The organism is Microbacterium sp. CFH 31415 (assembly GCF_022538185.1).
In the GTDB taxonomy this organism is placed as follows: domain Bacteria; phylum Actinomycetota; class Actinomycetes; order Actinomycetales; family Microbacteriaceae; genus Microbacterium.
Window position 1 is genome coordinate 99238 of sequence record NZ_JAKYXC010000009.1, and the last position, 19781, is coordinate 119018.

At 71.5% G+C, this 19781-nt stretch carries 15 protein-coding genes; 9 read left to right on the forward strand and 6 right to left on the reverse strand.

From position 1 onward, the window contains the following. Nucleotides 1-102: 102 nt before the first annotated feature. Complete coding sequence (gene secA, locus MK786_RS11215) at nucleotides 103-2928, reverse strand: preprotein translocase subunit SecA (protein ID WP_241112320.1); 2826 nt, start codon at nucleotides 2926-2928, stop codon at nucleotides 103-105. Nucleotides 2929-3122: 194 nt separating this feature from the next. Between secA and MK786_RS11220 the strand changes: the two genes are divergently transcribed. The 3 genes from MK786_RS11220 (at nucleotide 3123) to MK786_RS11230 (ending at nucleotide 7333) form a co-directional block, all read left to right on the forward strand. After that, nucleotides 3123-3725, forward strand: a complete 603-nt coding sequence (locus MK786_RS11220) for a PadR family transcriptional regulator (RefSeq protein ID WP_241112321.1) — start codon at nucleotides 3123-3125, stop codon at nucleotides 3723-3725. Between the two features lie 358 nt (nucleotides 3726-4083). Beyond that, complete coding sequence (locus MK786_RS11225) at nucleotides 4084-5853, forward strand: DEAD/DEAH box helicase (RefSeq protein ID WP_241112322.1); 1770 nt, start codon at nucleotides 4084-4086, stop codon at nucleotides 5851-5853. A gap of 127 nt (nucleotides 5854-5980) precedes the next feature. Next, nucleotides 5981-7333: a hypothetical protein gene (locus MK786_RS11230; RefSeq protein WP_241112323.1), complete on the forward strand. Its 1353-nt coding sequence runs from the start codon at nucleotides 5981-5983 to the stop codon at nucleotides 7331-7333. 66 nt (nucleotides 7334-7399) lie between these two features. Here the strand turns inward: MK786_RS11230 and hpf are convergent, their stop codons facing one another. The 5 genes from hpf to mtrA all read right to left on the reverse strand — a co-directional run bounded on the left by hpf (nucleotide 7400) and on the right by mtrA (nucleotide 13020). Continuing rightward, nucleotides 7400-8059, reverse strand: coding sequence for a ribosome hibernation-promoting factor, HPF/YfiA family (gene hpf / locus MK786_RS11235; RefSeq protein WP_241112324.1), 660 nt, complete (start codon nucleotides 8057-8059; stop codon nucleotides 7400-7402). Nucleotides 8060-8147: 88 nt separating this feature from the next. Continuing rightward, nucleotides 8148-8846, reverse strand: coding sequence for a ComF family protein (locus MK786_RS11240; protein WP_241112325.1), 699 nt, complete (start codon nucleotides 8844-8846; stop codon nucleotides 8148-8150). A 91-nt stretch (nucleotides 8847-8937) separates the two neighbouring features. Next, nucleotides 8938-10620 (reverse strand): LpqB family beta-propeller domain-containing protein, encoded by a 1683-nt coding sequence (locus MK786_RS11245; RefSeq protein WP_241112326.1) that lies wholly within the window; start codon nucleotides 10618-10620, stop codon nucleotides 8938-8940. Further along, the gene (mtrB, locus tag MK786_RS11250; RefSeq protein ID WP_241112327.1) at nucleotides 10617-12332 is read right to left on the reverse strand and encodes an MtrAB system histidine kinase MtrB; all 1716 of its coding nucleotides are present in this window, start codon (nucleotides 12330-12332) and stop codon (nucleotides 10617-10619) included. Before mtrB ends, MK786_RS11245 begins: the two co-directional genes overlap by 4 nt. A gap of 7 nt (nucleotides 12333-12339) precedes the next feature. Beyond that, nucleotides 12340-13020 carry an MtrAB system response regulator MtrA gene (gene mtrA / locus MK786_RS11255; protein WP_214465797.1) on the reverse strand — a complete coding sequence of 227 codons (681 nt, stop codon included), beginning with the start codon at nucleotides 13018-13020 and terminating at the stop codon, nucleotides 12340-12342. Nucleotides 13021-13253: 233 nt separating this feature from the next. Here mtrA and MK786_RS16465 point away from each other — a divergent pair, with 233 nt between their 5' ends. The 6 genes from MK786_RS16465 to aqpZ all read left to right on the forward strand — a co-directional run bounded on the left by MK786_RS16465 (nucleotide 13254) and on the right by aqpZ (nucleotide 19760). Further along, nucleotides 13254-14648 carry a glycerophosphoryl diester phosphodiesterase membrane domain-containing protein gene (locus MK786_RS16465; RefSeq protein WP_241112328.1) on the forward strand — a complete coding sequence of 465 codons (1395 nt, stop codon included), beginning with the start codon at nucleotides 13254-13256 and terminating at the stop codon, nucleotides 14646-14648. Beyond that, on the forward strand, nucleotides 14639-15340 hold the full coding sequence (locus tag MK786_RS11265; protein WP_241112329.1) for a DUF4129 domain-containing protein: 702 nt from the start codon (nucleotides 14639-14641) through the stop codon (nucleotides 15338-15340). The genes MK786_RS16465 and MK786_RS11265 overlap by 10 nt, the downstream gene beginning before the upstream one ends. Before the next feature lie 62 nt (nucleotides 15341-15402). Next, on the forward strand, nucleotides 15403-16551 hold the full coding sequence (locus tag MK786_RS11270; RefSeq protein ID WP_241112330.1) for a DUF4350 domain-containing protein: 1149 nt from the start codon (nucleotides 15403-15405) through the stop codon (nucleotides 16549-16551). After that, entirely contained in the window at nucleotides 16548-17537 is a 990-nt protein-coding gene (locus tag MK786_RS11275; protein WP_241112331.1) for a MoxR family ATPase, read from the forward strand. The genes MK786_RS11270 and MK786_RS11275 overlap by 4 nt, the downstream gene beginning before the upstream one ends. Nucleotides 17538-17546: 9 nt before the next feature. Further along, nucleotides 17547-18848, forward strand: a complete 1302-nt coding sequence (locus MK786_RS11280) for a DUF58 domain-containing protein (protein ID WP_241112332.1) — start codon at nucleotides 17547-17549, stop codon at nucleotides 18846-18848. A gap of 123 nt (nucleotides 18849-18971) precedes the next feature. Further along, nucleotides 18972-19760, forward strand: a complete 789-nt coding sequence (gene aqpZ / locus MK786_RS11285; protein ID WP_241112333.1) for an aquaporin Z — start codon at nucleotides 18972-18974, stop codon at nucleotides 19758-19760. Nucleotides 19761-19781: the final 21 nt, after the last annotated feature.

Sequence of the window (19781 nt, forward strand, 5' to 3'; positions counted from 1 at the left end):
GGGGGGGGGGGGGGGGGGGGGGGGGGGGCGGGGGGGGGCGGGGCGGGGGGGGGGGGGGGGGCGGCCCCGCCCCCCCCCCCCCCCCCCCCCCCCGACCTCGGCTCACTTCTTGTTGCCTGCGGCGCGGCGCTGGGCGCGGTTCTGCGGCGCCGGTTGCGTCGCCGGGGCCGCGCCGTCGGTGCGCTGGCCGAACGCCCCACGCTGCGGCTCGGCGGCAGGTGCGGCCTGCGCCTGCGCCGGAGCCGCGGCGGCCGCGGCAGCCGCCTGGCGGAGGCGGTTCGTCGCCGCCTGCTGCACCTGACCGCGGTCGTTGCGGACCTCGACCTCGCCGGCGTCGTTGGCGGCCGAGTACTCCAGGCCCTGCGGAGCCGCCGGGATCGCGCCGAGGCCCTTGGCGTCGACCTCTGCCTCGCCCTCGCCCTGTCGACGGACCTCGACCTCGAGGTTGTAGAGGTAGCCGACCGACTCCTCCTTGATCTGCCCCATCATCGACTGGAACATCTGGTAGCCCTCGCGCTGGTACTCGATGAGCGGGTCGCGCTGGGCCATCGCGCGCAGGCCGATGCCGTCCTTGAGGTAGTCCATCTCGTAGAGGTGGTCGCGCCAGCGGCGGTCGAGCACCTGCAGCACGACGCGGCGCTCAAGCTCGCGGGTCGCCGCAGTGCCGAGCGACTCCTCGCGGGCGGTGTAGGCGATACGGGCGTCGGAGAGGATCTCGCGCTTGAGACCGTCGGCCGTGATGCCGCCCTTGCGGCCGGCGCCTTCGGCCACGACCTCGTCGATCGTCACACTGACCGGGTAGAGCGTCTTGAGCTCGGTCCACAGCGCGTCGAAGTCCCAGCTCTCGTTGTGACCCGAGCCGGTGTGGTCGTCGATGACGGCGTTGATCGCGTCTTCGATGAAGTGCTGCACGCGGTCGGCGATGTCGTCGCCCTGCAGGATGTGACGGCGGTCGGAGTAGATCGCCTCGCGCTGCCGGTTGAGGACGTCGTCGTACTTGAGGACGTTCTTGCGGATCTCGGCGTTGCGCGCCTCGACCTGGCTCTGCGCCGACTTGATCGCGCGTGTGACCATGCCGGACTCGATCGCGACGTCGTCGGGGAAGTTGGTGCGGGCGAGGATCGCCTCCGCGGCGCCGGACTGGAACAGGCGCATCAGGTCGTCGGTGAGCGACAGGTAGAAGCGGCTCTCGCCGGGGTCGCCCTGTCGACCGGAACGACCGCGCAGCTGGTTGTCGATGCGGCGCGACTCATGGCGCTCGGTGCCGAGCACGTACAGGCCGCCGGCCTCGACGACCTTGGCGCCCTCTCCGGCCACGCGCTCGCGCACGGCCTCGTAGACGGCATCCCACTCGGCCTCGTACTCCTCGGGCGTCTCGACCGGGTCGAGCCCCTTGGCCTTCATCTCCTGCACCGCGAGGAACTCGGCGTTGCCGCCGAGCATGATGTCGGTGCCTCGACCGGCCATGTTGGTGGCGACGGTGACGGCGCTGAGGCGCCCCGCACGCGCGACGATCTCGGCCTCGCGCGCGTGGTTCTTCGCGTTGAGGACCTCGTGCTTGATGCCCTTCTTGGCGAGCAGGCGCGAGAGGTACTCGCTCTTCTCGACGCTGACGGTGCCGACGAGCACCGGCTGACCGCTCGCGTGGCGCTGCGCGATGTCTTCCACGACCTGCGCGAACTTGGCCTGCTCGTTCTTGTAGACGAGGTCGGGCTGGTCCTTGCGGATCATCGGCTTGTTCGTCGGGATGGACACCACGCCGAGCTGGTAGGTCGACATGAACTCCGCCGCCTCGGTCTCGGCGGTACCGGTCATGCCGGCAAGTTTGTCGTAGAGGCGGAAGTAGTTCTGCAGGGTGACCGTGGCGAGCGTCTGGTTCTCGGCCTTGACCGGAACCGCCTCCTTCGCCTCGATCGCCTGGTGGATGCCCTCGTTGTAGCGACGGCCGACGAGGATGCGTCCGGTGTGCTCGTCGACGATCATGACCTCGTCGTTCATCACGACGTAGTCGGTGTCGCGTTTGAAGAGCGCGAGCGCCTTGATCGAGTTGTTGAGGAAGGAGATCAGCGGGGTGTTCGCCGACTCGTAGAGGTTGTCGATGCCGAGGTAGTCCTCGACCTTTTCGATGCCCGGCTCCAGCACGCCGATGGTGCGCTTCTTCTCGTCGACCTCGTAGTCGACGCCGACCTCGAGGGTCTTGGCGATCTTGGCGAACTCGACGAACCAGCGGTTGGCCTCGCCCGACGACGGCCCCGAGATGATGAGCGGCGTGCGCGCCTCATCGATGAGGATCGAGTCGACCTCGTCGACGATCGCGAAGAAGTGGCCTCGCTGCACGAGGTCTTCCTTGCGCCACGCCATGTTGTCGCGCAGGTAGTCGAAGCCGAACTCGTTGTTCGTGCCGTAGGTGATGTCGGCGTTGTACTGCTCGCGGCGGACCTCGGGGGTCTGGCCCGCGACGATGATGCCCGTCGTCATGCCGAGGGCGCGGTAGATGCGGCCCATGAGCTCGGCCTGGTACGACGCGAGGAAGTCGTTGACGGTGACGACGTGGACTCCCTGGCCCGCGATCGCGTTGAGGTAGACCGGGAACGCGCCGGTGAGCGTCTTGCCCTCACCGGTCTTCATCTCGGCGATGTTGCCGAGGTGCAGAGCGGCGCCACCCATGATCTGCACGTCGTAGGCGCGCTGGCCGAGCGTGCGCTTGGCGGCCTCGCGGACCGCGGCGAACGCCTCGGGCATGAGCTGGTCGAGCGTTGCGCCGGCGTCGAAACGGGCGCGGAGTTCCGCGGTCTCGCCCCGCAGCTCCTCGTCGGTGAGGTGCGCGTAGTCCTCTTCGAGGGCGTTGACCGCCTTGACGACCTGCTGCAGCCGTCGGAGGATGCGACCCTCTCCGGCGCGAAGCAGTTTCTCGAGCGGGTTTGCCACGGAGTCTCCATCTGTCGGGTGTGGCGCGAACGGCGCCGGTGCCGCCGGGGCGCATGGCCCCAGACATACCTGCCTATGTTATCCACCCGTGACCTTGGTGTGCGCTGGGTGTGAGCGATGACCGCCGTCTGCATTCCACGTATGTATATGCTCGGCAACTACATACGCGGTATGCACCTGAACGGAGACCGTCCATGTCGGTGAGACAGACTCTGCTGGCCATCCTCGATCAGGGCCCCTGCTACGGCTATCAGCTCCGTGCAGAGTTCGATCGACGCACCGGGTCGACGTGGCCGCTCAACGTGGGGCAGATCTACAACACGCTCGACCGCCTCGAGCGCGACGGGCTCGTGGAGAAGGGCGATGTCGACGCCCACGGGCACGTCTACTGGCAGATCACGGATGCCGGCTCCGCCGAGGCACGCACGTGGCTCGCCTCCCCCGTCGAGCGCTCCCAGGGCACGCGCGACGCCCTGGCGATCAAGCTCTCCGTCGCCGCGACCCTGCCCGGTGTCGACGTGGGCGAGATCATCCGGACGCAGCGCCGTGCGTCGCTCGCGCAGCTGGACTCGCTCCGCAGCGCGAGCTACGCCGGCGGCGACCGCGACAGCCCCGAGGCTCTGGCGTGGTCGCTCGTGGTCGACTCGATGGTGTTCGCCGCCGAGGCCGAGGCCCGCTGGCTCGACCACGCCGAGCAGCTCCTGGCGCAGCATCCCGATCACGCACTGGCCCTCGAGCTCTCGACCGAGCGCCCCAAACGCGGTCGTCCGGCGAGGGCCGAGGCATCCGTCGCCTGATCTCCGTCGGGAAGGCGTGAGACGGATCCGTCCCTGCGGACACCTCCCTGATGAACCGCTGGAGAGGACGTGCCATGACCACCGCAGTGCCCGCGATCGACCCCGCCGCCATCCACCTTCCGCCGACCGAGCCCATCGACATCACCGAGCTCGCCGCTCAGTCGCTGCGGCCGCGCTGACCCCCGCCGCGCGCGCTCACGCTGTCGGACCCCGCATCCGCCCCCGGCACAGACGGCCGCGCGCGCAGGTTCCCACAGCGCGAGGAGGCGCAGGGCTCCTCCACGGGCAGAAGACGACGAGCGGATGCCGCGCCCGCGGCGTCCTGTCGCCTCCCAGGCGGCACGCACTACCCTTAAGCGTGACCGAAACGGCAGAGACGACCGAGACCGACGCTCAAGCAGAGCCCGCCCCCCTGACCTTCGCAGACCTCGGATTGGGCGATGCGGTGCTCAAGGCGCTGCGCGACGTCGGCTACGAGACGCCGTCGGCGATCCAGGCCGCGACCATCCCGCCGCTCATCGCCGGCCGCGACGTCGTCGGCCTGGCGCAGACCGGCACCGGTAAGACGGCAGCCTTCGCACTGCCGATCATCGACCGGCTCGACCTGTCGCAGAAGAACCCGCAGGCGCTCGTGCTCGCCCCCACGCGCGAGCTCGCTCTGCAGGTCTGCGAGGCCTTCGAGAAGTACGCCTCGCACCTCAAGGGCGTGCACATCCTTCCCGTCTACGGCGGCCAGGGCTACGGCGTGCAGCTCTCGGCGCTGCGCCGCGGGGTGCACATCGTCGTCGGCACGCCCGGCCGCATCATGGACCACCTCGACAAGGGCACGCTCGACCTGTCGGAGCTGACGTATCTCGTGCTCGACGAGGCCGACGAGATGCTCAAGATGGGATTCGCCGAGGACGTGGAGACGATCCTCGCCGAGACGCCCGACACGAAGCAGGTCGCGCTGTTCTCTGCGACGATGCCGGCGCAGATCCGCCGCATGTCGCAGCAGTACCTCCACGACCCCGAAGAGATCACCGTCAAGACCAAGACGACGACCTCGGCGACGATCTCGCAGCGCTACCTGATCGTGTCGTTCCAGCAGAAGATGGACGCGCTCACCCGCATCCTCGAGGTCGAGAACTTCGACGGCATGATCGTCTTCGGCCGCACCAAGAGCGTGACCGAGGAGATCGCCGAGAAGCTCCGCGCCCGCGGGTACTCGGCCGCCGCGATCAACGGGGACGTGGCACAGGTGCAGCGCGAGCGCACCGTCAACCAGCTCAAGTCGGGCAAGCTCGACATCCTGGTGGCGACGGATGTCGCGGCCCGAGGCCTCGACGTCGAGCGCATCTCGCACGTGGTGAACTTCGACATCCCGACCGACACCGAGTCGTACGTGCACCGCATCGGCCGCACCGGTCGCGCCGGCCGCTCCGGCGACGCGATCAGCTTCGTCACCCCGCGCGAGCGGGGGCTGGTGCGCGCGATCGAGCGCGCGACCCGGCAGGAGCTCACCGAGATGCAGCTGCCGAGCGTCGATGAGGTGAACGTCACGCGCCTCTCGCGCTTCGACGACGGCATCACCGCGGCCCTTGCCGAGACCGAGCGCATCGATCGCTTCCGCGACATCGTCGCTCACTACGTGCGAAACCACGACGTGCCCGAGGTCGACGTCGCCGCAGCTCTCGCCGTCGTGGCACAGGGTGAGACCCCGCTGCTCCTCGAGCCCGAGCCCGAGCGCCCCCGCTACGAGCCGCGCGACCGTGACGACCGGCGCGGCAGCCGGTTCGACCGCGACGACCGGGGCGACCGCCCCGAGCGGCGCCAGCGCACCCCGCGCGAGGGCATGGCGACCTACCGCATCGCCGTCGGAAAGCGCCACCGCGTCGAGCCGCGCCAGATCGTCGGCGCGCTGGCGAACGAGGGCGGCCTGCGCCGTGACGACTTCGGCGCGATCCAGATCCGCCCGGACTTCTCGCTCGTCGAACTGCCCGCCGACCTTCCGCGCGGCACGCTCGACCGGCTGTCCGACACGCGGATCTCGGGCCGGCTGATCGAGTTGCGGCTCGACACCGGCGGTCCCGGACGCCGCCGTGACGACGGCGACCGCCCCGCCCGCAAGCTGCGGCACCGCGACTGACGGACGCGCGAGCGGTCGCGGTGAGCACCGCCGGGTCCAGGCTTCGACGCACCCTGGGCCGCGGGTGGCGTCCACACCTCCTGCCGCGCTCAGCCCGCTCCCCGCGACCGCCCATAGGATCGAAGGCATGGCCGGATTCTGGGGCAGACGCAAACGTGACAACGCCGAGCTCGAGGCGCAGGACGCCGATCTGGCGCGCCGCGCCCGTTCGTCGCTCGTCGCGGCGGACGAGCGCATCCGGGTGACGACCGACGAGCTGTCGTTCGCCGAGATCGAGCTGGGCGTCGAGCCCACGAAGGACCTCCGCGACGCCCTCGAGGCCGTGCGGACGCACATGTCCGAGGCGTTCCACCTGCACCAGCTCAACCACGACGAGATCCCCGATACGCCGGAAGAGCTGCGCACCCGCAATGCGCGCATCGTGCAGCTCTGCGAGTGGGCGGAGGAGCTCCTCGACGACCGCACCGAGGCGCTCGCCGCCCCCATCCAGCGGGCCCGCAGGGCTCCCGAGATCATCGCGGGGGTGCGCGCGGACGCAGAGCGGCTGCGCAGCCGCCTGCCCCAGGCCCGCGAGACCATCCACCGCCTTGCGGCGCGCTACTCGGCGGAAGCGCTCGCTCAGGTCGAGGCCAACCCCGCCGAGGCGGAGCAGCTGATCGGGTTCGCCGAGCACAGCGCGGGCATCTCCGAGCGGCGCCGCGAAGCGGGTCAGCGCGAGCAGGCGAACCTCGCGCTCGAGGCGTGCACCGAGGCCGCGCGCCGCGCGGCGACGCTGATCGATGCCGTGGAGACGTTCGAGGTCGAGGCCCTCCGCGCCGAGTCGACGCTGTCGGCCATCGTCGAGGACTCCCGCGAAGACATCGTCGTCGCCCTGAAAGAGCCGCACAACCCCGAGGTGAGCGCGGCGATCGCCAGGCTGCAGGACGCCCTCGCATCGCTTCCGGCGGCCGGCGTCAACACCGACCCGTTCACGCTGCTGTCGCGGCTGCGCGAGGCGAACTCCGGACTCGACGAGGCGATCGCCAAGGCGCGCGAGCGCGCCGCCCGCCCCATCCCGCCCTTCGAGCACGTCCGTCACTCGATCGATGACGCCGACCGGCAGCTCGCGGTCGCGCGCGACGTCATCGCCGGGCACCGCGGCTGGATCGGCGCCGACGCGCGAACGCGCCTGGCTGAAGCAGAACGCATCCGGATCGATCTCGACCGCTACCTCGGCATGTCGGCCAGCGCGGCGACGATGATCGACGACGACCACCGCGAGCAGGCCATGGCGATGTCGCGCCGCGTCGCGTTCCTTGCCGGTGAGGCGCTCCAGCTCGCGCAGCGCGACATCGACTCCTCGCGTCCGCAGGGCGGTCCCGATCAGTGGGGCGGTCCGCAGCAGGGCTGGGGCGGCGGTCGCCGCGGCGGCAGCGACCTCATGGGCGGCATCCTCGGCGGCCTCGTGATCGGCAGCATCCTCGACGGCTTCATCGACTGACGCCGCACGACAAGAGACGGATGCCCCGGCCTCCCGGCCGGGGCATCCGTCGTCGTCAGGGTGCGCCTACGAAGCGACCGCCTCGGGTGCTGCTTGCGTCGTGAGCGAGATCACGCCGTAGTCCCACCCTTTGCGGCGGTACACGACGCTCGGGTGGTCGGTGCGGGCGTCGACGAACAGGAAGAAGTCATGGCCGACCAGCTCCATCCGGTCGACGGCCTCCTCCACCGACATCCATTCCGGCTCGAACTCCTTCGTGCGGATGACGACGGGCGTATAGCCCTCCTCCTCTTCGTTGCCGGTGAGGATGGGGATCTCACCGGTCGCGACGGCGCGGAGCACGTCGACGGATGCCGGCTGCAGGTCGATCCCCTGGATGGCGCCGCTTCCCTTGTCGAGCTTCGCGCCTCGCGGGTGGTTGCGAGCGTCCACACGCTTGTCCTTCGCGCGTCGCAGCTGCTCGCACAGCTTGTCGACCGCGAGATCGAGCGCAGTGAACTTGTCACCGTCAGTGGCCTCGGCCCGGACGATCGGGCCCTTTCCGGTGACCGTGAGTTCGACCGTGTCGTCCTCCACGCGTCCGTTGTGATACGCGCGGTGAGTGACCTTGACGTCCACACGCTGAGCGCGCGGAGCGAGGTTTTCAATGCGGGCGGCCTTGTCTTCGACGACCGAGCGGAAGCGATCCGTGATCCCCACTCCCACGCCGACGATGCTGGTTTCCATCCCTGACCTCCTTGTTCCGGTCCACCCGGCCAAGGGCGGACCATCAGTCGCCTTGTCCCTCCCACGCTATCCCGGCGGGGGGCACCTGTCACCTGTGAGTTTCCGATGCGACGGGCCCGCGTGCCCCACCGTTCATCCGGCGCGGAGTCGCTGCCACCGTGGCGGCTCCGATCACGTCGGCGCCCGCCTCGCGGAGCGCCCGAACCGCTTCTGCGAGCGTGACGCCGGTCGTCACGACATCGTCGATCACGATGACGCGGAGGGACGCGGCATCCCTCGAGATCATGCTCTTCGCCACGTTTGCGCGGCGCTGGTCGCGACCGAGCCCGCGCTGATCGGCGGTGCGCCGCATCGTCCGCAGCAGGTGCCGCACCGGGAGCCCGGCGCGGCGCGCCAGCAGGTCGGGCACACGATAGCCGCGGCGGCGGAACGAGGCGCGCGAGGTTGGCAGGGGCACGAGGACGGCGTCGGGCTGTGCCAGCACCGCGACGGCCGTACGGAGTGCCGGGGCGAGTGCCCTCGCGAGCGGTGTGCGGCCCTCTTCCTTGACCGCCCGCACGATCCGCGCCGTCATGCCCTCGAACCGCAGGCCGCTGCACACCGGGACTGCGCCGCCGACCGCGTCCACCCACCGCGTGTCGACCCGTGGCACGAGCGCGAGCCGGCATTGCTCGCAGACGTCGGCATCGGGCGCACCGCAGCCCGCACACACGACGGGGAGGAGGAGGGCGAGCGCGTCGGCGAGCGCCGCGCCCACGACGGCCGGCACCGGCAGATGCGAGGTCATGCGGTCGAGTGTGACGAGGATCGGAATGCCGCGCCGGCCGCGCCGCGCATCCGGTGACCGCCCCGCACCGAAGCCGGCTGGGGAGGAGCCGCTACTCGGGCGCGCCCTGCTGCGTGGCGAGCAGCAGCACATCGGACGCCGTCGGCTGCCAGCCCGTGCCGCGCTTGACGTAGAGCGTGCCGTCGTCGGCGCGCAGTCGAGCGCTCGAGAGCGAGGTGCCGCCGGCGATGGTCACCATCCCCGCCGCGGCCGAGCTCCGCGTCCCCGCGCCGCCCACGACCTGCTCGAGGATCGTCGAACCCTCGGCGTCGCCAGAGAGGACCCCGACCGAACCGTCGTCGAGCCACGCGAGTCCGATCCCGTCCGAGACCTCGGCGAGCTGCACCGGGGCGCCCAGACGCACCGGAACCCGATCGGTCCCCCGCACGATCCCTGCGACCCACAGCCCGCTGCGGCCGCCCGCCGACACGACGGCGGCGACTCGGCTGCCGTCGCGCGACACCGCCATCGCGGTGATCGAGGTCGTGCCCGGCCACGCGTCGGCGACCTCGACGGCGCTCAGGTCCGGCAGGATGACCCGGACCGCGGCCGGCTCCTCGCGCGGCACGCTCCAGACCATGCCGAAGGGATCGATCGACGGATCGATCAGACCCGGCCGGGAGTCGACGACCTCGAAGGTCTCGTCCTCGCGGAAGCGCATCACCTCGCCCGTCTCGAGCCGCGCGGCAGCCACCTCTCGGTCGGGGGCGAGCTGCAGCGCGACGGGCGAGTACTGCTCCACCAGCGGCGAGATGCCGGGCACCGGGTCGAGGGTGTCACCGCCCGTGATGAAGCCGAAGCCGTCGGCGGTCAGGACGAGCGGCGCGCCCGGCACCCGCGTGGAGCGCACCCGCACGGCCTCGGCGTCGATGGGCACGGACTCGACGGTGAGCTCGACGTCGGTGATGTTGGCCGTGCGCAGGCTCTCGAGCAGCTGCGTGTACATGCGGTCCAGGGTCTGCGGGTCAGCCGAGAGCGCAGCCTCGTTGAGGTCGACCTGCGCGACGTTGCCCGTCACCGGCACGGCCGCTACGACCTCCACGCTCTCGGGGAACGCGGACTCGACCGATTCCGCGAGCCAGTCGCTCGGCGGCCCGTTCACGAGCGCACGGGCGACCCGGCCCGCCGAGTTGGTGGTCGGGAACCACCGGGCGTCCGGCACGAGGTACTGCCACGAGGGATCGAAGTACATGACGCCGTAGCGGTGGAATACGCGGGGGAACACGTTCTCGTCGAGGACGACACCGTCGGGGGCGAGGCTGATGCGCCACTCACCGTCCTCCTGGACCAGCTCGAACGGCAGCACGCGCTCACCGACCGCTGCGCGCTCGTATGTGCCGAGGTCGTCGACCGTGGCGAGCGCGGTGATCGCCAGCTCGACGTTGCCCTGCGGCGTCTCCGTCGGCACGCGATCCTCGAGGACGTCCACGGTCACGGCCGCTTCGGGATTCCAGACGCTCGCGAACTCCTCGGTCAGGAACTCGCGTGCGCGGTCCCACCTCGCCCCGAGCCCCGGCCCGGAGCCCGCCCGCACGAACCCTTCGACGATCTGCACCGGGGTCGCGCCCGGCTGCGGGCTGTCGGGCAGGAGGAACGAGATCTCCTCGTCGTCGGGCGCATCCGCCGTGCCGAGTCCGTAGTTGATGCGGCCGCTCGTGGGCAGGCCCGCGCAGGCGGTCAGCACCAGGGCGAGCAGCGTGATGAGTGCGATGGGGATGCCGCGGCGCCGGGTCATGACGCACCTCCCCGGGTCGCGGCATCCCGAGCTTCCGTCGCGTCCTGACGAAGAACCTGGATGGGCTGCGTGAGCCCGAGGTCTTCGACCACGCCGACGGAGTCGTCGCCGGGATCCAGGGGGATCGGCGAGGGGCCGACCAGCGGTCCGCCGCTGCGGGGCAGCGTGAGGACGAAGTTCGTGCCGCGCCCGAGCTCCGACCACACGGCCAGCTCTCCGCCGTGGAGCCGGGCGTCGCCGAGGGCGATCGAGAGCCCGAGACCGGTGCCGCCGATCGTGCGTGTGCGCGAAGGGTCGGCCCGCCAGAACCGGTCGAAGACCCGCTCCACCTCGTCCTGCTTCATGCCGAGGCCGTAGTCGCGCACGCCGAGCGCCACCGCCTGCTGATTGCTGTCGACGGTGACGACGATCGGGCGGCCCTCGCCGTGCTCGATCGCGTTGCCGAGGAGGTTGCGCACCACGCGGCGCACACGGCGCGGGTCCATGTCGACCGGCGAGTACCCGCCCGGGGCGACGAGGCGCACATCGCTGCCGTGCTGGTCGGCGAGCTGCTCCATCGAGGAGATCACGTCCTCGGCGAGGTGGGCGAGGCTCGTCGCCTCGAGCTCGAGCTGCACCGAGCCGGCGTCGTAGCGGCTGATCTCGAGCAGGTCCGTCAGCAGGGTCTCGAACCGCTGCACCTGGTTGTTGAGCAGCTCGGCGGCGCGCGCGGTCGCCGGGTCGAAGTCCTCGCGCTGGTCATTGATCATGTCGGCGGCGAGGCGGATCGTCGTGAGCGGCGTGCGCAGCTCGTGCGACACGTCCGACACGAAGCGCTGCTGCACGAGCGAGAGGTCGGCCAGCTCCTTGATCTGCGACTCGATGCTGTCGGCCATCGCGTTGAAGGATCGGCCCAGCGTCGCCAGCTCGTCCTCGCCGCGCACCGGCAGGCGCACGCCGAGTTCGCCCGCCGCGAGCTTCGCACTGGTGTCGGCCGCCTCGCCGATCGGCGTCGTCACCGAGCGCAGCACGAACCAGGCGATCCCGCTGATGAGCAGCACCAGCCCGATGCCGACGATCCACAGCGTGCTCTGGACGAAGCTGAGCGTCTGCGGCGCGTTCTCGAGGTCGTACGCGAGATAGAGCTCGTACGCGGCCACGCCCGGGACGGTCAGCTGCTGGCCGACGACGATGCCGGGCACCGTGGAGCCGTCGTCGGTGGGCATGGCGATCGACTGCCAGACCTGCCGATCCGCGCTCGCGCGCACCGCCTCGCGCAGCGACTCACTGATGGAGTCCTCGAATCGCAGGTTGCTGGTGAAGTCCTGGGGTGCCGACGGCGCCGGCGGACCGATGCGGAACGCCGCCCGCATGTCACTGGACGACTGCGCGGCGAGCGTGCTCTGCACGAGGATCATCACGTTCTGCAGCTGCACGCTGTCGCTCTGCGCGGTCGCGCTGTCGAGCGTCGTCTGCGCGGCGGACGATCCGCGCAGCGCGTCCTGGAGCACCTGGTCCTTGCGCGAGACGAAGAGGTCGTTCTGGATCGCGAGCGCCATCCACACGCACGCCACGATCACCGCGAGGGCGGTGAGCCCGAACGTGACCAGGATCGTGCGGAACCGCAGCGACCGTCGCCACAGCGCGGCGATGTTGCCCGGCCAGGCACGCCAGTCGCGCCATCCCGTGAGCGGTGTGCGGGTGGCCGTCACCCCCGTGATCGGGGCCGTCATCGTGACCTCAGACGACGGCACCGGCGCGGTAGCCCACGCCGCGCACCGTGGTCACGATCTTCGGGTTGTCGGGGTCGAGCTCGACCTTCGCGCGCAGACGCTGCACGTGGACGTTCACGAGGCGCGTGTCTGCCTTGTAGTGGTACCCCCAGACCTGCTCGAGGAGCATCTCGCGCGAGAACACCTGCTGCGGCTTCGACGCGAGCGCGACGAGCAGCTCGAACTCGAGCGGCGTCAGAGCGATGGGGGTGTCGCCGCGACGCACCTCGTGCGCGGCGACGTCGACGGTCAGGTCGCCGATGCGCAGGTGGTCGTTCGCGGGCTGACTCGCGGGGCGCAGCCGGGTCTTGATCCGCGCGACGAGCTCCTTCGGGTTGAACGGCTTGACGATGTAGTCGTCGGCGCCCGACTCGAGGCCCTTCACGACGTCGGCGGTGTCGGTGCGCGCGGTCAGCATGATGATCGGGACGCCGGACTCGGCGCGCACACGGGTGCAGATCTCGATGCCGTCCATGCCGGGGAGCATGAGGTCGAGGAGGATGAGGTCGGGCCGCTCGGTGCGCCACGCGTCGACGGCCTTCGCCCCGTCTGCGCAGAACGCCGTGTCGAACCCCTCGGTGCGCAGCACGATGCCGATCATCTCGGCGAGGGCGGTGTCGTCGTCGACCACCAGGATGCGTGAAGTCATCGCGCGGTTCGTCCTTCTTGTTGGGCACGCAGGGCACGGCACGGACGGCGCCTTCCCCCTGCGCTCCCCACAGAGTAGTGGACCCTGCCTGAGGAGGGGCCCAACACGAACCGTGACGCCGCCGAACGTCGGGGATGAACGCCCTGGGAGCCCTCGGCGGATGTGACACGATAGGGATCAGCCAGCGAGGCGCTCCGCCCCGATGCGGACAGCCCGATCCAGAAAGGGAGACCGTGACCGCCTATCCGGCTTGGACACCGGCATCCCGCCCGGGCATCATCCCCCTCCACCCGCTCCCGTTCGGAACGATCCTCGGCCGCTCGTTCTCGGCCCTCCGGCAGAACCCGCGCGTGCTGCTCGGGTTCGCGCTGGTCGTGCAGACGCTCGCCTACCTCATCGTCACGGCCGCCATCGTGGGTGTCGCGTGGGCATCCTTCACGCGGCTCGACACGCTGCGGTTCGGCACCGAGGAGTTCGAGGCCGTCATGGCCGGGTCGATCGCGATCACGCTGATCGCCGGCCTCGTGCTGGGGCTCGCCGCCGGTGCGCTCGGTGTTGTCGTGCAGGGCATCGTGGTGATCGAGGTCGCCCATGCGGCGGTAGCCGAGAAGCTGCGGCTGTCCGCGCTCTGGCGACAGCTGAGGCCGGTCGTGTGGCGGCTCATCGGTTACACGCTGCTCCTCACGCTCGCCGTGGTCATCGTGACGGGTGCTGTCGTCGCCGCGATCGTCGGCATCGCGATCGCGGCGGGCCCCATGGCCATCCTCTTCACGGTGATGGCGATCCTCGCCGCCATCCCGCTCACGCTGTGGCTGATGATCAAGCTGCTGCTCGCGCCGTCGGCGATCATCCTCGAGCAGGCCACGATCGGTCAGGCGGTCGCCCGCTCCTGGCGGCTGACCCGCGGGCGCTTCTGGCCCGCGCTCGGCGTGATCATCCTCATCTCGCTGGTCTTCGGGTTCGTCGCCCAGGTCGTCAGCGTACCGTTCAGCTTCCTGAGCACCGGGCTCACGACCGTCATCGCCCCGACCGGCGACCCCGAGCCCTCCGCGATCATCGCGATGATCGCGGTGCTGCTGCTCACCCAGGTGGTCACGCTGCTGCTGCAGTCGGTAGCCGTGGTCGTTCAGTCGACGGCGACCGCGATCATCTACATCGACTGCCGCATGCGGCACGAAGGACTCGACCTCGACCTGCTGGCCTACGTCGAGCGGCGCGACGCCGGCGCCACCGCTCTGCCCGACCCGTATCGCGAGCACATCGGCCGCGCCATCGCGCCCCGCCTGCCGCAGCCCGCCTATGCCGTGCCCCCGGGCTACCCGCCCGCCTACGGTCAGCCGCCCGCGGCACCTTACGGTCAGCCGCCCGCGGCACCGTACGCTCAGCCGCCGGGGTATGTCCAGGCGCCTGCAGCGCCCTACGGCCAGGGGCCCGCGGTCGGGTACGGCCCAGCGCAGCAGCCCTACGGCCAAGCCCCCGTGACACCCCCGTACGCGCCGCCCGCGACGCAGCCGGCGCCTGCACCGCAGCCTGCACCGACCGAGGAGCACCCCGCGCCCGCACCGACCGCCTGGACCGCCCCCGGCACTCCGGCCGACGGCGTCGACCGAGAGTCGCCGTGGGCTTGAGCGCCGGCCTCACTCTCGGCGCCGTGGTGACCGCCGGCGCGCCGAGCCACGCCGCCCACGCCGGTCCGACGCCCGACGGCGATGAGGCGCGGCGCTGGGCCGAGCAGGAGCTGTCCGACCCGGTCTACGACGTCGCCGAGCCGACGCCCTTCGACCGGATCGCCCGGGGTGTCGCCGACTTCTTCGAGCGGCTCTTCGCGACCGAGCTCTCCGGCGAATGGGGCCCCGCGGTCGCGGTCGTCGCGGCGATCGTCGTGCTCATCCTGATCGGGGTGGCGTTCGCGATCTGGGGCATCCCTCGCTCCTCGCGTCGGGCTCAGGTCCCGTCGTCCTCGCTGTTCGGAGAGGCCGAGATCCGCTCCGCCGCCGAGCTCCGGTCGGCAGCGGAGTCCCACGCCCGCAAGGCCGAATGGGACGCGGCGATCGTTCTGCACTTCCGCGCGCTGGCACGGGGATGCAGCGAACGCGGGGTCGTCGACACGCCTCCCGGCGCGACGGTCCACGCCTTCGCGCGCGCGGCCGCCCGCGTGTTCCCCCATCTCGCCGGCGAGCTGGAGCGGTCCGCGGCCGCCTTCGACGACGTGCGCTATCTGCGGCGCCCCGGAACCGCCGCCCTGTACCGGCAGGTGGCCGAGACCGACGGCGCCGTCGTCGCCGCGAAGCCGCTCGTCGCGGCGGAGGTCCCGGCATGACGGCCGTCGCGGCGCCACCGGTCACCGCCGGACCGCCGGCTTCACCGGGGCGCGCTCGGCGTGTGACGACATGGATCGTCATCGCCGTGGCGCTGCTGGCCATCGGCGGCCTCGGCACCGTGATCGCCGCGGCGGGCGAGTGGGCGCAGCGCGACGCGCTCGATCCCCAGTCGGCCGGTCCGAGCGGTACCCGCGCACTCGTCGAGGTGCTTCGCGATCAGGGCGTCGAGGTGCGCGTGGTGCGCGACCACGTCGACGCGGGCTCCGCGCTCGATGGCGCCGCGGCGACGCTCGTGCTCCCCGACACCCCGGCGCTCTCCGACGAGGGACTGCAGGACCTCATCGGCCGCGCGGCCGACGTCGTGCTCATCGAGCCGCGAGCGCGATCGCTCGACCTCCTGCTTCCTGGAGCCGAGACCGCCGGGTATGCCCCCTTCGGCACCACCGGTCCCGACTGCGACCTCGGTGACGCGGTGCGCTCGGGCGCGATCGAGCCGGGGATCGTGCTCACGCCGCCCGACGCGGACGCGGGCGCCGGAAGCGACTTCTCGGCGTGCTACCCGGCGGGAGACGGCTACGGGCTGCTCTTGGGGCCGCACGGCAACGGTCGCGCGGCTGCCATCGACGGCACCGACCTCTTCACGAACGCGCGTCTCGCCGAGGACGGCAACGCGGCACTCGCGATCAACCTGATGGGGCGGCATCCGCTCGTCGTGTGGTACCAGCCCGGTACGGGCGACACCGACATCGCCGACACCGACCTGTCGATCGGCGAGCTGACCCCGCCGTGGGTGAGTCCCGTCATCGTGCTCCTCCTCGTCGCCGGGGTGGCCGCCGGGATCTGGCGCGGACGCCGGTTCGGCCCGCTCGTGGCCGAGCGCCTCCCCGTGACGGTGCGCGCGTCCGAGACCACGGAAGGTCGCGCACGGCTCTACGCCCAGTCACGCGACGCCCTGCACGCGGCCGACCAGTTGCGCATCGGCGCCCTCGGCCGCCTGGCCCGTACGCTCGGCCTCGGTCCCGCCGCTTCCGCGCCCGAGATCTCCGACGCCGCCGCTGCGCGTGCGGGGATCGATGCGGGCGCCGCGCGCCGGATCCTCCTCGACGACATCCCCGTCACGGATTCCGACCTCGTCTCCCTCAGCCTGCGGCTGCGCCATCTCGAGGACGCCGTGCACGCGGCCGTCCGTCCGGAAAGGAACCCTCGATGACCGACACTCCCCCGATCGACACGGTCGCCGCCGACGACGCCGCGCTGCGCGAGGCCATGAACCGCGTGCGCGTCGAGGTGGGCAAGGCGGTCGTCGGGCAGGACGGCACCGTGACCGGCCTGCTCATCGCGGTCCTCGCCCGCGGCCACGTCCTCCTCGAGGGCGTGCCCGGTGTCGCCAAGACGCTGTTGGTGCGCGCGTTCTCGACGGCGCTCGGCCTGGACACCAAGCGCATCCAGTTCACGCCCGACCTCATGCCCGGCGACGTCTCGGGCTCGCTGATCTACGACGCGCGCTCGGGCGAGTTCGAGTTCCGAGAGGGGCCGGTCTTCACGAACGTCGTCCTGGCCGACGAGATCAACCGCACTCCGCCGAAGACCCAGGCCGCACTGCTGGAGGCGATGGAGGAGCGCCAGGTCTCGGCCGACGGCGTCACGCGACCGCTGCCCGATCCGTTCCTCGTGGCGGCCACGCAGAACCCGATCGAGCACGAGGGCACGTACACCCTGCCCGAGGCGCAGCTCGACCGGTTCCTGCTCAAGCTGATCGTCGACGTGCCCGCCCGCGATGCGGAGCTCGCGGTGCTGCGGCGCCACGCGAGCGGGTTCGATCCGCGCGACCTAGCCGCGGCGGGTCTCGAGCGCGCCGTGACAGCGGGCGAGATCCGCGCGGCGCAGCGGGCCGCGGCATCCGTCACCGTCTCGGACGACGTGCTGGGCTACGTCGTCGACCTCGCGCAGGCGACCCGCCGCAGCCCGTCGGTGCAGCTCGGGGTGAGCCCTCGTGCGGCGACCGCGCTGCTGGCCGCCGCGAAGGCATGGGCCTGGCTCGGCGGGTACCCGGCCATCACGCCCGACCACGTGCAGACGATGCTGCTGCCGACGTGGCGCCACCGAATCCGCCTGCGCCCCGACGCCGAGCTCGAGGGCGTCTCGGTCGACGCGGTCCTCGGCTCGGTGGTGCAGCAGACCCGCGTCCCCATCTGAGTCGCGCCCGTGTACCTCACCGGACGCACTCCCCTCCTCGTCGCCGTCGGCGCCGTGCCCGTCGTGCTGCTCTCGCTGGCCGGCGTGGACGCGTGGCTCGCGGCGTCGTCGTGGCTGGCCGTCTGCGTGATCGCCGTCCTGGCGGACGCCGCACTCGCGCCCGACCCGCGCCAGGTGACGGTGGAGCGACGGATGCCGCGCCGTGTCCTGCTGGGCGAGCCCGCGGTCGCCGAGGTCGGTCTCCGCAACACAGGATCGCGCACGCTGCGCGGGCGCCTCCGTGACGCGTGGCAGCCCACCGCGGGCGCGCCCGCCGAGCGCGTTCCCGTCGTGATCCCTCCAGGCGAGCGGCGCATGGCGGCGATCCCGCTGATCCCGCGGCGCCGAGGCGAGCTGACGACCGCGTTCGTCGTGATCCGCTCCGACGGACCGCTCCGCCTGGCCGGGCGTCAGGCGAAGATCGACGCGCGGGGCGCGATCCGGGTGCTGCCGCCGTTCACCGCCCGCCGTCATCTGCCCTCGCGCCTCGCCCGGCTGCGCGAGCTCGACGGCAACACGAGCGTCCAAGTGCGCGGCCAGGGCACCGAGTTCGACAGCCTGCGCGAGTACGTCCGAGGCGACGACGTGCGCGCGATCGACTGGCGAGCGACGGCCCGCTCGACGACGACGATGCTGCGCACGTGGCGCCCGGAGCGCGATCGCCACGTCGTGATCGTCGTGGACACCGGACGCACATCGGCCGCACGCGTCGGCGACGGTGTGCGCCTGGATGCTGCGATGGAGGCCGCGCTGCTGCTCGCGGCGCTCGCGAACCGCGCAGGTGACCACACCCACCTGCTGATGTTCGACCGGGTGATCCGGGCCCGCGTGACCCGGGTCGACGGCCCGGCCCTGCTGCCGGCGCTCGTCGATGCGATGGCACCGGTCGAGCCGCAGCTCATCGACACCGACTGGGACGCCGCTTTCGCCCAGGTGCGCGCGCTGACATCGCGTCCGTCGCTCGTCGTGCTGCTCACCGCGCAAGACGCCGCCGACGCCGCACGCGGCTTCCTCGGGTCGCTGCCGGGGCTGACCGCGCGCGCCCACGTCCTCGTGGGCACCGTCACCCAGGAAGCCTCGTCCCGCGAGCAGCGGCCGGACGCGGCATCCGTCTACCGCGATGCAGCCGCCGAGAAGACCGCCCAGGATGCCGCGGCCGTCGCCGCCGCGATCGCCCGCGCGGGCGCCGAGGCGATCGCCGACAGCCCGGAGCTGCTCCCCCCGCGCATCGCCGACCGCTACCTATCCCTGAAGGCGGCCGGCCGGCTCTGATCCGAACGCATCGCTCCCGCGCCACCACCCGTGACGCGGCGTAACCCGAGGACACTCCGCCGCCCCTTCCTGGGAATCACCTGACAGTAGCGGTACCCTCGCGACGAGGAAAGGGGTCTGTCCATGTCCGACACCACCACCACGCCTACCACCGCGAACAAGCTGGTCGCGGAGGCGCTGGGAACATTCCTGCTCGTCTTCGGCTCCATCGGGGCGGCCCTGTTCGCGGCCGACTTCGGCACCGGGTCGAACGGCTCATCGCTCGGCATCGGCTTCATCGGCGTCTCGCTGGCCTTCGGCCTGACCCTGCTCGCCGGCATCTACACGTGGGGTCCGATCTCGGGAGGGCATTTCAACCCGGCAGTGACCTTCGGGCTCGCCGCCGCGGGGCGCTTCCCGTGGAAGGACACCCCCGGCTACCTGATCGCGCAGATCGTCGGCGGCGCGCTGGCGACGACGCTCATCGTGCTGATCGGCATCTTCGGACCCGCGGGCTGGCTCGCCGCCGCGCAGGACGGCGGTTTCGCGAGCAACGGCTTCGGCGAGCAGTCGCCCGGCGGCTTCGGCCTGGGCGCCGCGATCGTGGCCGAGATCCTCTTCACGGCGGTCTTCCTGCTCGTGATCCTCGGCGTGACCCACCCGCAGCGCGGCACCGCAGGGTTCGCGGGTCTGGCGATCGGCCTCACCCTCACGTTCATCCACCTGGCGTCGATTCCGATCGACAACACCTCGGTGAACCCGGCGCGGTCGATCGCCACCGCCATCTACGGCGGCCCGGCGGCACTCGGCCAGCTGTGGGTCTTCATCGTGTTCCCGCTCGTCGGCGGTCTGCTTGCGGGCTTCCTGCACCGCGCACTGTTCGAGCCCAAGGGCTCGGTGCCGCCCGCACCGAAGGAGGCGCGCGTCAAGTAGCGCCCTCCCGAGACGCCGAAG

What these genes read in the sequence shown, in the direction of transcription:
- MK786_RS11220 (WP_241112321.1), top strand. Translation starts at nt 3,123, where the DNA reads ATGTCGGTGAGACAGACTCTGCTGGCCATCCTCGATCAGGGCCCCTGC.
- MK786_RS11275 (WP_241112331.1), top strand. Translation starts at nt 16,548, where the DNA reads ATGACCGACACTCCCCCGATCGACACGGTCGCCGCCGACGACGCCGCG.
- mtrB (WP_241112327.1), bottom strand. Translation starts at nt 12,332, where the DNA reads ATGACGGCCCCGATCACGGGGGTGACGGCCACCCGCACACCGCTCACG.
- mtrA (WP_214465797.1), bottom strand. Translation starts at nt 13,020, where the DNA reads ATGACTTCACGCATCCTGGTGGTCGACGACGACACCGCCCTCGCCGAG.
- MK786_RS11245 (WP_241112326.1), bottom strand. Translation starts at nt 10,620, where the DNA reads ATGACCCGGCGCCGCGGCATCCCCATCGCACTCATCACGCTGCTCGCC.
- MK786_RS11230 (WP_241112323.1), top strand. Translation starts at nt 5,981, where the DNA reads ATGGCCGGATTCTGGGGCAGACGCAAACGTGACAACGCCGAGCTCGAG.
- MK786_RS11240 (WP_241112325.1), bottom strand. Translation starts at nt 8,846, where the DNA reads ATGACCTCGCATCTGCCGGTGCCGGCCGTCGTGGGCGCGGCGCTCGCC.
- hpf (WP_241112324.1), bottom strand. Translation starts at nt 8,059, where the DNA reads ATGGAAACCAGCATCGTCGGCGTGGGAGTGGGGATCACGGATCGCTTC.
- aqpZ (WP_241112333.1), top strand. Translation starts at nt 18,972, where the DNA reads ATGTCCGACACCACCACCACGCCTACCACCGCGAACAAGCTGGTCGCG.